This is a genomic window from Pseudomonas sp. NFX183 (assembly GCF_047943075.1).
Taxonomy (GTDB): domain Bacteria; phylum Pseudomonadota; class Gammaproteobacteria; order Pseudomonadales; family Pseudomonadaceae; genus Aquipseudomonas.
In genome coordinates, this window is the sequence record NZ_CP181333.1 from 331,226 (window position 1) to 343,417 (window position 12,192).

Sequence of the window (12,192 nt, forward strand, 5' to 3'; positions counted from 1 at the left end):
GATTCACCATGAGCAACGTCGACCACGCCGAAATCGCCAAATTCGAAGCCCTGGCTCACCGCTGGTGGGACCGCGAAAGCGAGTTCAAACCCCTGCACGACATCAACCCGCTGCGGGTCAACTGGATTGACGAACGCGTCAACCTGGCCGGCAAAAAGGTACTCGACGTCGGCTGCGGCGGCGGCATCCTCAGCGAAGCGATGGCCCAGCGTGGCGCCACCGTGATGGGCATCGATATGGGCGAAGCCCCGCTGGCCGTCGCGCAACTGCACCAGCTGGAATCCGGCGTCAGCGTGGAATACCGCCAGATCACCGCCGAAGCCCTGGCCGAGGAAATGCCCGAGCAGTTCGACGTGGTCACCTGCCTTGAGATGCTCGAGCACGTGCCAGACCCCTCCTCGGTGATTCGCGCCTGTTTCCGCATGGTCAAGCCAGGCGGCCAGGTGTTCTTCTCCACCATCAACCGCAACCCCAAGGCCTACCTGTTCGCGATCATCGGCGCCGAATACATCATGAAGTTGCTGCCGCGCGGCACCCACGACTTCAAGAAATTCATCCGCCCTTCCGAGCTGGGCGCCTGGAGCCGCCAGGCCGGGCTGACCGTCAAAGACATCATCGGCCTGACCTACAACCCGCTGACCAAGCACTACAAGCTGGCCAACGACGTTGACGTCAACTACATGATCCAGACCCTGCGCGAGGAGTAAGCCTGTGAAGTTGCGAGCGGTTCTCTTCGATATGGACGGTACATTGCTGGACACCGCGCCGGACTTCATCGCGATCTGCCAGGCGATGCGCGCCGACCGCGGCCTGGCGCCGATCAACGACCAGCACATCCGCGATGAAATCTCCGGCGGCGCGCGGGCGATGGTTGCCGTGACCTTCTCGATGGACCCGGAATCCCCAGGCTTTGAAGCGTTGCGCCTGGAGTTTCTGGAGCGCTACCTCAAGGGCTGCGCCATCCACAGCAAGCTCTTCGACGGCATGGAAGAACTGCTGCAGGACATCGAAAAATCCAACCTGGTCTGGGGCGTGGTCACCAACAAGCCGCTGCGCTTTGCCGAACCGATCATGCAGCAGCTGGGCCTGGCCGAGCGGTCGGCGCTGCTGATCTGCCCGGACCACGTGAAAAACAGCAAGCCAGACCCGGAGCCGCTGATCCTGGCGTGCAAGATGCTCGACCTGGACCCGGCCAGCGTGCTGTTCGTGGGCGATGACCTGCGCGATATCGAGTCCGGCCGCGATGCTGGCACCCGTACCGCAGCGGTCACGTTCGGCTACATCCACCCGGACGACAACCCCCGCAACTGGGGCGCCGATGTCGTGGTGGATCACCCGCTGGAACTGCGCAAGGTGCTGGATAACGCACTGTGCAGTTGCTGATTGTTGGAAGATCTCGCCAACACTGAGATCAATGTGGGAGCTGGCTTGCCTGCGATAGCGGTCTGCCAGCCAGCACATCTGGAGACAGGCACTCTGCTATCGCAGGCAAGCCAGCTCCCACCTGAAATGGATTCCACTTCAAGAGCTGCAATATCTTGAATTCTGTCGAGGCTATTTATGTTTGATTACTGCGCACGTCCAGAACTGCTCAAAGGCCGGGTGATCCTGGTGACCGGCGCCGGTCGCGGGATTGGCGCGGCGGCGGCAAAAACCTACGCCGCCCATGGCGCTACCGTGCTGTTGCTGGGCAAAACCGAAGCCAACCTGGCTCAGGTGTATGACGAAATCGAAGCGGCAGGCCAACCGCAACCGGTGGTGATCCCGTTCAACCTCGAGACCGCCCTGCCCCATCAATACGATGAGCTGGCCGCGATGATCGAAAAGGCGTTCGGCCGCCTCGACGGCCTGCTGCACAACGCCTCGATCATCGGCCCGCGCACGCCGATCGAGCAGCTGTCCGGTGAGAATTTCATGCGGGTGATGCACGTCAACGTCAACGCGATGTTCATGCTGACCAGCACGTTGCTGCCGCTGCTCAAGCTGTCCCAGGATGCGTCGGTGGTGTTCACCTCCAGCAGCGTCGGGCGCAAGGGCCGTGCCTACTGGGGCGCGTACGGCGTATCGAAGTTCGCGACTGAAGGCTTGATGCAAACCCTGGCAGATGAGCTGGAGGATGTCGCATCGGTGCGTTCCAACAGCATCAACCCAGGCGGCACGCGCACCAGCATGCGCGCTCAGGCATATCCAGGGGAAAACCCGATGGAAAGGCCGGCGCCGGAAGAGATCATGCCGGTGTACCTGTACCTGATGGGGCCGGACAGTACCGGTATTAATGGGCAGGCGTTTGATGCGCAATAAAACCTGACACAGCACAAATCAAACTGTGGAACCGGGTTTAAGTGGGAGCTGGCTTGCCTGCGATGGCATCACCGCGGTGTATCTGACATACCGAGTTGATGCCATCGCAGGCGAGCCAGCTCCCACATTGGTTTGCGGTGTATCTGGGGGTTAGTTTTTCACCACTTCCTCAAGGGTGAAACGCCCCAGCGGGTTCTGCAGGAAGTTGCTCACATTCTTGCGTGAGATGTTGATGTACGGGCTGTAGTACAGGTCGATCCAGTTCACATCCTGTTTCGCCAGCTTCTGCAACTCGACGTACATCTGCTCACGCTTGACCGGGTCAGCCTCGATCCGCGCGGCCGCCACCAGTGCCTTGACCTTGTCGTTCTTATAGCGGGTCATGTAGTTCTGGTTGGTGTCGTGGCCGAGCACGAAGGTGGTTTTCTGGTCCGGATCGAGGATGTCGTTGGTCCAGTACATCACCGAAATATCGTACTCACCGTCCACCAGCATCTGCCAGCTTTGGGTCGGGTCGACTTTCTGCAGGTTGGCGGTCACGCCGACCTTGGCCAACTGGTCCTTGATGATCACCGCAATCTGCTCGTCGGCTTCGTTGCCGGCGTTGACCACGTAGTTGAGCTTCAAGTCCTTGGCCCCGGCCTCTTCCAGCAGCTTCTTGGCGGCGGTCGGGTCATACGGGCGTTGCAGGTTGTTGGCGTAGTGGTATAGCGAGCCTTTCGGAATGTAGGAATAGGCCACGGTGCCCTGACCGTAAGTGGCGGTCTTGACCAGCGATTGTTTGTCGATGGCCATGTCCAGCGCCTCGCGCACTTGCTGTTTGGCCAGCAAGCCGTGGGCGTGGTTGATCAGCAAGTGGTCTTCGCGGGTCGACGGGTCGGAGTGGATCACCACGTTCTTGTCTTTTTTCAGCTCTTCCACGCGGGAGAACGGTACGAAGATCGCCGTGTCGAGCTCGTTGTTCTGCACCATGCGCATGCGCGTGTTGTCGTCAGTAACCGACACCCACTCAACACCATCCAGGCTCACGTTGTTGGCCTGCCAGAAATTCGGGTTCTTCTTCAAAATCACCCGGTCGCCCTTGCGCCACTCGTCCACGGTAAACGCGCCGGACGTCACCGGGTTTTCCGAGTAAGCGTCTTCGCCCATCTTGGTCATGGCTTTTTCCGACAGGATCGACACCGTCGGCGACGCCAATTGCGAGAGAAAGGCCACAGCCGGAGTTTTCAGGGTGACCACCAGGGTGTGCGGGTCCGACGCCTTGGCGGTGTTGATCAGGCTGAACGGGTCGCTCCACAGCGAGGCCTTGTTATCGCGGATACGCAACAGGCTGAACGCTGCGTCGTCGGCGGTGATCGGCGAGCCGTCGGAAAACTTCGCCTCGCGCAGCTTGAAGGTGTAGGTCAGGCCGTCCTTGGAAATGTCCCAGCTTTCTGCCAGGCCCGGTTCCATCTTGGTGCCCAGGTTATCCACGCGCACCAGCGTGTCGTAGACGTTGGCGAACACCCAGGTGTCGCGGTTTTGCGCGCTTTTGATCGGGTCGAACGTGGTGCTGTCTTCACGGCAGCCGATGGTCAGCACACCGGCGGCCTGGGCCAGGCCGGCAGTAAGGGACCACGCGGTCAACGTAGCGGCGGCGAGCAACTTCAAATGGCGGGATTGCATGTCATAACTCCTTGTTTAGGACGGCAGAAAGGGTTAATGGCGCTTCAAGCACGCAACTGTATCGATGCTCGTGCAGGAAATGCGTCGGCGGCAACACCACGGAACACATCGTTCGGGCGTATCGGCAACGCGGGTGAAAGGCACAGCCTGTGGGCAAATTCAGCGGGCTCGGTGGCTCACCGGGCAAAGGTTCTGCAGGCAACGGCCGGTGCGGATCGATCTCGGGGATCGCCTCGATCAACGCCGCTGTGTACGGATGGCGCGGTGCGGTAAACACCGCTTCCACCGGGCCTTCCTCGACGATTTTGCCCAGGTACATCACCGCCACGCGGTCGCACAGGCGCCGCACGATGGCCAGGTCATGGGCGATAAACAGGATCGCCAGGTTCATGCGCTGCTGCAGTTCCAGCAACAGGTTGATGATCTGGCCCTGGATCGACACATCCAGCGCCGCCACGCATTCATCGGCGATGATCAAGCGCGGCTCCACCGCCAGCGCCCGCGCGATACCCACACGCTGGCACTGGCCGCCGCTTAAAGAGCCGGGTTTGCGGCTGGCCAATTCGGGGCGCAGGCCGACCAGATCGAGCAGTTCATTCACGCGGGCCGGTATCTGCTGCGGCGCGACTTTGCGCTGCACGCGCAACACTTCGGCAAGGGTTTCGCCGATGGTGTGGCGCGGGTTCAGCGCGGCGTACGGGTCCTGGAAGATCATCGCGGTTTCATGGCGCAGGCGGGCGATATCAATAGCGCTGCCGTGGGCCATGTCGACGCCATCGAACAGCACCTGGCCAGCGCTGATCGGGTTGAGGTGCAGGATCGCCCGGCCGAGCGTGCTCTTGCCGCTGCCGGACTCGCCCACCAGCCCCAGGGTTTCACCGGCGGCCAGGTTCAGCGAGACACCATTGACCGCCCTCACCCACTGTCTATGCAGGCCGAACACACCGGTACCGGACGCTGCGAAACGCACCTCAAGATCCTTGATCTGCAACAGGCTCATGATCGGTCTCCCAAGGGATAGTGACACGCCACCCGCGCGCCTTCCGGCAACAACTGCGTGCACAAGGCGCCCGCCTGCGCACAGCGCGGGTTGAAGCGACACCCTTGCGGCAGTGCGTCCAGCAACGGCGGCTGGCCGGGAATCGTGCGCAGCAACGCGTGCCCACTGCTGTGGGCGGGCTGGCAATCAATCAGGCCGGCGGTGTACGGGTGTTGCGGGTTGGCCAGCAACTCGTATTTGCTGCCGTGCTCGCACAGGCGCCCGGCGTACATCACCGCGATGGAATCACAGGTTTGCGCCACCACACCGAGGTCGTGGGTGATCATGATGATCGACAGGCCGCGCTGGTCGCGCAGCTCCAGTAACAGGCGCAGGATTTGCGCCTGCACGGTGACATCAAGGGCGGTGGTCGGCTCGTCGGCAATCAGCACTTTCGGGTTGCAGCCCAGCGCCACAGCGATCATCGCGCGCTGGCGCATGCCACCGGAAAACTCGTGGGGGTAGTTGTCGACCCGCGCCTTGGGATCGGGAATGCCGACCTGGCGCAGCACGTCGATGGCTTGCTGGCGCGCGTCTTTTTTCGACGCGCCCTGGTGCAGGCGAATGCCCTCGGCGATCTGCTCGCCGATGCGCATCAACGGGTCCAGGTGGCTGCTGGGGTTCTGGAAGATCATGCCCAGTTGCCCGCCGCGCACGGCGCGCATGCCGGCATCGTCCAGCGTCAAAAGATCCTGCCCGGCCAGGTGCACGGCAGCGCCTTGCACGCGCAAGTTGGGCGATGGCAGCAGGCGCATCAACCCGCGACAGGTCAGGGTCTTGCCCGAGCCACTCTCGCCCACCAGGCCGAGGATTTCACCCTCGGCCAAGTCAAAGGACACGCGGTCGACCAAGGTGACATCGTGCCCGGCATTGTTGGCGATCACGCTGAGGTCACGCACTTGCAGCAGGCTCATGCGCGATCCCCCAACACTTGCGCCACGCCGTCGGCGAGCAGGCTGAAGCCCATGGCCAGCGTGACGATGGCCAGGCCCGGAAAGGTGCAAATCCACCAGGCCGTGGTGATGAACGCCTGCCCTTCGGCCACCATCGTGCCCCACTCGGCGGTCGGCGGTTGCACGCCCAGGCCCAGGTAACTCACGGCGGCGCCATTGAGCAGCACCAGCACGGCGTCAGACATGGAAAACACAATCGAACCGAACATGGCATTGGGCAGCAAATGCCGGAACAGAATGCGCCCATGGCCAAAGCCCAGGCTTTTGGCGGCCAGCGCAAACTCGCTTTCCTTGAGCACCAGGATCTGCGAGCGGATCAGCCGCGCATACGACACCCAGCCCACCAGCGCCATGGCGATATAAAAGCTTTTCAAGCCTGGGCCGAGAATCGCCATGATCGCCAGCATCAGCACAAGAAACGGGAATGCCAGGATCACGTCGATCACGCGCATGCAGACGCTGTCGAAGCGCCCGCCGATGTAGCCGGAAACCGCGCCGACGAAGGTGCCGATCATGAACGGAAAAATCACCCCGACAATGGCCAGTTGCAGGTCGATGCGCGCGCCCCAGATCACCCGCGAAAGGATGTCCCGCCCGTAGTTATCCGTGCCGAACGGGTGCGCCAGGCTAGGCCCGAGCAAACTGATGTCAGTGTTCTGCGCGATCGGGTCAAACGGTGCGACCCACGGTGCAAACAGCGCCAGGGCCAACCACACCAGCAGGATCAGCAGGCCCCACGCCGCCGTCAGCCGGCCATTGCGAAAACCGAAACGCAGGCGCAAACGCCACGGGGCAATCAGTGGGCGGCTGCTCATTGCATGTTCACCCGTGGGTCGAGGGCCACCGTCACCACGTCGGCGAGGAAGTTGACCACCACTGTCGCACAGGCCAGCACCATGGCCACGCCCTGCACCACCATGTAGTCACGGGTGAAAATGCCGCGCACCAGCAATTGGCCGATACCGGGAATGGCGAACAGGCTCTCGATCACCACCGTGCCGCTGATCAGCCAGCCGATGTTCACCGCCAGCAGGTTGACCGCCGGCACCAGCGAATTGGGCAACACATGCCGACGGAACACGGCGGCCTCGGACAGCCCACGCGCCCGCGCGGCGGTGACGTGATCGGCCTGCAACTCCATCAGCATGCTCGCGCGCAGGTTGCGCACCAGCACCGCCGACAGCGCCAGGGCGATGGTCAGGCACGGCAGCAGCATATGATGGGCCTTGTCCAGCCAGGTGCGGCCGTAGCCAGACACCGGGAACAGGCCCCACTTCACACTCAGCAACAGAATCAACATCAAACCCAGCCAGAACGCCGGCATGCCCAGGCCGACGGTGGTGAACACGCGGATCAGGTTGTCCACCCAGCCGCCTTTATTGCGCGCCGCCCATGTCGCCAGCGGCAGCGCAATCAACAGCGCCAGCAGCACGCTACCAAGCACCAGCACCAGGGTCGGCTCGATGCGGGTGACGATCAGCTTCAAGGCATCGACTTTGTAGAGCAGCGATTGGCCGAGGTCGCCCTTGAGCAGGTTCTTCAGGAAGTAGAAGTATTGCAGCCACAACGGCTGATCCAGGCCGTATTGGGCGCGGATTTTCAGCAAGGCATCCGGCGTACTGCGCGAGCCGAGCAAGGCCCGGGCCGGGTCGCCCGGGATCGAGCGCACCAGCACAAAGGTGATCAGGCTGATGCCAAACAGCACCGGCAGCAATTGCAGCGGCCGGGACAGCACAAAACGGTAGCGCGCCAGGTTCATCCGTCAGCCCCGGTGACGCGCGAGGAAGTCCAGCAGCACCGGGAAGTACGCGTGGGGCTCCTCATAAAAAGGCATGTGGCTGCTGTTGGGGAACACGTGCAATTCGGCATGCCTGGCGGCCAGCTTCATGCGATGGGCGCAGGCGGGCGTGAGCTCATCGTGCTGGCCGGTGGTGATCAGGATCGGCATCTTGAACTCGGCCATCTCGGGGATGCGGTTCCAGTCCTTGAGGTTACCGATATAGAGGAATTCGTTGGGGCCTTGCATGGTTTCGTACGGGCCCATGTTCCAGTCGCCGAGCGAGCGTTTGACCGGCTCTGGCCATTCGTCCAGGCGGCAGACGTGGCGGTAATTGAGCAAGGTGATGGCGGCCTGGTACTGAGGGTGATCCAGAGTGCCCATGGCTTCATGACGTTGCATCATGGCCACGGTTTCGCTGCCGAGGGCGCCGCGCAGGCGTTCGAGTTCCTGGGACAGGTGCGGAATGTCGCCGACGGTGTTTTCGAGGATCAGGCTTTTCAGCGCATTGGGGTAATGGATGGCGTACTCGATGCCCAGCCAGCCGCCCCAGGAATGACCCAGCAGGTGCACACGGCCCAGGTCGAGGGCCTGGCGCACGGTTTCGACTTCTTCGACATAACGGCTGATTTCCCACAAGGAAACATCAGTCGGTCTGGCTGATGCGCCGGTGCCAAGCTGGTCGAATGCAACCACTCGCAGGTTATGCTCTTTGAGCCAGCCATGGGCGTCGCGCAAGTAGTCACACGGCAGGCCCGGGCCGCCATTGAGACACAAGAGCACCTCATCGCCAGCGCCAAAGCTGTAGACCACGAGGTTATGGCCGTCGACTTGCACGTTGTACTGCTGGTCGGGGGCAATTTCACGCCACATGCATACATTCCTTGTGTTGTATCGGCCTGGCAGGTAGCGGCCGTTAATCTGGCCAACACTACCGAGGATGCCGTGCGTCCATAACCTAGTATTTCTTATAGGTTTGGCCTGGCAGTCCTTCGCCGGGGCGTGGCATTCTACTTGCCGCAAGTCGAGATTCAAATGAATTCGGGAGCAGAACGGATGCTGACCAGGCTGACTGCCTTCAATAATCGTCTGATGCCGGGCAGGAGCCTGGATGAGCAGATGGACAATACCTTTATCCTTGCCCAGCAACTGGGCTTCGACGCGCTGGTGTACGACTACACGCCGGTGCCCATCGACCAGGACGGCTCGCTGATCACGCCCTCGGTGCTGGAGCTGCGCAACACGCCGCCCGACTGGCATGCGTTATGGTGCAGCGAAGGGTTTTACCAGATCGACCCGGTGCAACACCTGGCCCTGAGCACGGTGTCCCCGTTCGTATGGTCCTACGAGGCAAAAGCCCAGACCGCGCTGCAAAAAATCATCGACCCCTGCCACGCTCCCGTGTCCTCTTACCTGCATGAACGCCAACTGACCTGCGGCGTCAGCGTGCCGATTCACCTGCCTCGCGGCGGTTTCGCGTCACTCACCGGCTTGCGCACCGGCAAGGCCAGCACGGTGTTGAAGGATGCGCAGCAGACCCTGGCGGATTTCAGCCTGATTACCCATGCCCTGCAGGAAGCGGCCTACCCGCTGTTCAGTAAAGAGCTGCGCACTTACCCGCATATTCACCTGACCAAACGCGAGCGTGAATGCCTGAAATGGGCTGCCGACGGCCTGACCGCTGCCGAAATCGCCACCCAGTTGAGCCGCTCGCTGGCGGTGGTCACCCTGCACCTGGCCTCGGCGATGCATAAATTGGGGGCCAAGAACCGCGTGCAGGCGGTGGTTCGCGCCACGCATTACCGCTTGCTGGAAGACTGACCCGTGGGCAAAACCTAGCTGTTTTGCTAGTTACTTAAACTTCACGTGCGGACTATCGTATCCCTGATCCTTTTTTTCAGAGCAGGGTACGAAATGGACTTCATCGAGAAAGTGCGCGAAGGTTATGCGGCATTCGGCGCCTACCAGACCTGGTACCGCGTCACTGGCGACCTGACCACCGGCCGTACACCGTTGGTGATCATCCACGGCGGCCCCGGCTGCACCCATGACTATGTCGACGCCTTTAAAGACGTGGCTGCCAGCGGCCATGCGGTGATTCACTACGACCAACTGGGCAATGGACGCTCCACCCACTTGCCGGACAAAGACCCGTCGTTCTGGACCATTGGCCTGTTCCTTGAAGAGCTGAACAACCTGCTGGACCACCTGCAGATCAGCGACAACTACGCGATCCTCGGGCAGTCCTGGGGCGGCATGCTCGGCAGCGAGCACGCGATTCTACAGCCCAAGGGCTTGCGCGCGTTTATCCCGGCCAACTCGCCCACCTGCATGCGCACGTGGGTCAGCGAGGCCAACCGCCTGCGCAAACTGCTGCCTGAAGGCGTACATGAAACCCTGCTCAAACACGAACAGGCCGGCACCTACCAGGACCCGGAATACCTCGCCGCCTCACGGATTTTTTACGACCACCACGTGTGCCGCGTCATCCCGTGGCCGGAAGAAGTGGCCCGCACCTTCGCAGCGGTGGACGCCGACCCGACGGTGTACCACGCCATGAGCGGCCCGACCGAGTTTCATGTGATTGGCAGCCTCAAGGACTGGAATGTGCTTGGCCGCCTGTCGGCGATCAATGTGCCGACCCTGGTGATTTCCGGCCGACACGACGAGGCGACGCCGCTGGTGGTCAAGCCGTTTCTGGATGAGATCGCGAACGTGCGCTGGGCGCTGTTTGAAGATTCCAGCCACATGCCCCACGTGGAAGAGCGCCAGGCGTGCATGGGGACCGTGGTGAAGTTTCTGGATGAGGTGTGCTCAGTGCCGCACAACGTCCTCAAGGCGGGCTAACTTCCGCTGTGGGAGCGGGCTTGCTCGCGAATGCGGGGTGTCAGTCAATGAAGATATCGACTGACCCAGCGCATTCGCGAGCAAGCCCGCTCCCACAGTTTCAGACTGCGGTGGTTTCAGGTTTTACGGCCTTCCTGGGCGCATCCGGCACCAGCGGAATCTCTCTCCCGTCGGCATCAAACAACTTGCCGCCGCTGAAGTAGTCCCCGTCGCGCAACGCCGCCACATCGTGGAAGCACAAACTGCGCTCAGTCCCCGCCACGAACACCGACTGCTGGTCCGAGTTACCCGCAGTGAAGTGGTTGAACGCCAGGTTCAACAGGATCGCCATGATCGCCGACGAACTGATGCCCGAGTGGAAAATGGTCGCGAACCAGGTTGGGAAGTGGTCGTAGAAGTTCGGCGCGGCGATGGGGATCATGCCGAAGCCGATAGACGTGGCCACGATGATCAGGTTCATGTTGTTGCGGTAATCCACCTTGGACAGCGTGCGAATACCACTCGCCGCCACGGTGCCGAACAGCACGATCCCGGCGCCGCCGAGCACCGATGTCGGCACGGTCGCGATCACCCGGCCCATAAACGGCAACAGCCCCAGCACCACCAGAAACACCCCGCCCGTGGCCACCACAAAGCGGCTCTTCACCCCGGTCACCGCCACCAGGCCGACGTTCTGGGCGAACGCGCTTTGGGTGAATGAACCGAAGATCGGCGCGAACATGCTCGACAGCATGTCGGCGCGCAAGCCATTACCCAGGCGCTTGGAATCGACCTTGGTGTCGATGATCTCGCCCACCGCGAGGATGTCTGCCGAGGTTTCCACCAGGGTGACCATCACCACGATGCACATGGAAATGATTGCCGCCACCTGAAAGGTCGGCATGCCGAAATGGAACGGCGTGGGGAAGCCGAACATTGGCCCCTGGGCCACACCGGAAAAATCCGCCATGCCCAGAAACACCGCGATCACCGTGCCGATCACCATCGCCAACAGAATCGACAGCCGCGAAATTGTCGCGCTGCCGATCTTGCTCAGCAGCAACACCAGCACCAGGGTCAACGCCGCGAGGCCGATATTGGCCATGCTGCCGAAGTCCGCCGCGCGGCTGTTGCCGCCCATGGCCCAGCGTGCCGCCACTGGCATCAGCGTGAGGCCAATGGTGGTGATCACAATGCCGGTGACCAATGGCGGAAAAAACTTGGTGATCCGTGAGAACACCGGCGTGATCAGCAAGCCGATAAACGACGCGGCCATCACCGCGCCGAGAATCGCCGGTATCCCGCCGGCGCCATCACTGCCGACTATCGCCACCATGGTTGCCACACCGGCAAAGGACACGCCCTGCACCAGCGGCAGTTGGCAGCCGAAAAACGGCAGGCCGAGGGTCTGCAACAGCGTGGCCAGGCCACCGGCAAACAGCGACGCGGCGATCAACAGGCCGATATCCGCCGGCGACAAACCGGCCGCCTGGCCGACGATCAACGGCACGGCAACGATGCCGCCGTACATGGTGAGCACATGCTGCAGGCCGTAAGCCATGTTGGCGGCGGCGCCAAGATTCTCATCTTCTGGCCGCTGCGGTGACGCCTTCGGGATAGTCATGGTGAGG

General features: G+C 61.9%; 12 protein-coding genes. 5 read left to right on the forward strand and 7 right to left on the reverse strand.

Annotated features, from left to right (window positions below):
- Nucleotides 1–8: 8 nt before the first annotated feature.
- From ubiG to ACM530_RS01650, 3 genes are all read left to right on the forward strand, one after another.
- Complete coding sequence (gene ubiG, locus ACM530_RS01640; RefSeq protein WP_003189760.1) at nucleotides 9–707, forward strand: bifunctional 2-polyprenyl-6-hydroxyphenol methylase/3-demethylubiquinol 3-O-methyltransferase UbiG; 699 nt, start codon at nucleotides 9–11, stop codon at nucleotides 705–707.
- A 4-nt stretch (nucleotides 708–711) separates the two neighbouring features.
- Nucleotides 712–1,383, forward strand: a complete 672-nt coding sequence (mupP, locus tag ACM530_RS01645) for an N-acetylmuramic acid 6-phosphate phosphatase MupP (RefSeq protein ID WP_106576876.1) — start codon at nucleotides 712–714, stop codon at nucleotides 1,381–1,383.
- A 177-nt stretch (nucleotides 1,384–1,560) separates the two neighbouring features.
- Nucleotides 1,561–2,301, forward strand: coding sequence for a YciK family oxidoreductase (locus ACM530_RS01650; RefSeq protein WP_145163133.1), 741 nt, complete (start codon nucleotides 1,561–1,563; stop codon nucleotides 2,299–2,301).
- A gap of 150 nt (nucleotides 2,302–2,451) precedes the next feature.
- Here the strand turns inward: ACM530_RS01650 and ACM530_RS01655 are convergent, their stop codons facing one another.
- Genes ACM530_RS01655 through ACM530_RS01680 form a run of 6 tightly spaced genes read right to left on the reverse strand, consistent with a single transcriptional unit; the run spans nucleotide 2,452 to nucleotide 8,608 of the window.
- The gene (locus ACM530_RS01655) at nucleotides 2,452–3,966 is read right to left on the reverse strand and encodes an ABC transporter substrate-binding protein (protein ID WP_416364134.1); all 1,515 of its coding nucleotides are present in this window, start codon (nucleotides 3,964–3,966) and stop codon (nucleotides 2,452–2,454) included.
- Between the two features lies 1 nt (nucleotide 3,967).
- Nucleotides 3,968–4,966 carry an ABC transporter ATP-binding protein gene (locus ACM530_RS01660; RefSeq protein ID WP_416364135.1) on the reverse strand — a complete coding sequence of 333 codons (999 nt, stop codon included), beginning with the start codon at nucleotides 4,964–4,966 and terminating at the stop codon, nucleotides 3,968–3,970.
- Nucleotides 4,963–5,919, reverse strand: coding sequence for an ABC transporter ATP-binding protein (locus tag ACM530_RS01665; protein ID WP_416364136.1), 957 nt, complete (start codon nucleotides 5,917–5,919; stop codon nucleotides 4,963–4,965). The genes ACM530_RS01660 and ACM530_RS01665 overlap by 4 nt, the downstream gene beginning before the upstream one ends.
- Nucleotides 5,916–6,773, reverse strand: coding sequence for an ABC transporter permease (locus ACM530_RS01670; protein WP_416364137.1), 858 nt, complete (start codon nucleotides 6,771–6,773; stop codon nucleotides 5,916–5,918). The genes ACM530_RS01665 and ACM530_RS01670 overlap by 4 nt, the downstream gene beginning before the upstream one ends.
- Nucleotides 6,770–7,717, reverse strand: a complete 948-nt coding sequence (locus ACM530_RS01675) for an ABC transporter permease (protein ID WP_416364138.1) — start codon at nucleotides 7,715–7,717, stop codon at nucleotides 6,770–6,772. Before ACM530_RS01675 ends, ACM530_RS01670 begins: the two co-directional genes overlap by 4 nt.
- 3 nt (nucleotides 7,718–7,720) lie before the next feature.
- Complete coding sequence (locus ACM530_RS01680) at nucleotides 7,721–8,608, reverse strand: proline iminopeptidase-family hydrolase (protein ID WP_416364139.1); 888 nt, start codon at nucleotides 8,606–8,608, stop codon at nucleotides 7,721–7,723.
- Between the two features lie 183 nt (nucleotides 8,609–8,791).
- Between ACM530_RS01680 and ACM530_RS01685 the strand changes: the two genes are divergently transcribed.
- Complete coding sequence (locus tag ACM530_RS01685; protein WP_119739256.1) at nucleotides 8,792–9,556, forward strand: LuxR family transcriptional regulator; 765 nt, start codon at nucleotides 8,792–8,794, stop codon at nucleotides 9,554–9,556.
- Between the two features lie 93 nt (nucleotides 9,557–9,649).
- Nucleotides 9,650–10,582: a proline iminopeptidase-family hydrolase gene (locus tag ACM530_RS01690; protein WP_145163119.1), complete on the forward strand. Its 933-nt coding sequence runs from the start codon at nucleotides 9,650–9,652 to the stop codon at nucleotides 10,580–10,582.
- A 100-nt stretch (nucleotides 10,583–10,682) separates the two neighbouring features.
- On the opposite strand, the gene ACM530_RS01695 is transcribed toward ACM530_RS01690, so the two are convergent.
- Entirely contained in the window at nucleotides 10,683–12,185 is a 1,503-nt protein-coding gene (locus ACM530_RS01695; protein WP_416364140.1) for a nucleobase:cation symporter-2 family protein, read from the reverse strand.
- Between the last annotated feature and the right edge of the window lie 7 nt (nucleotides 12,186–12,192).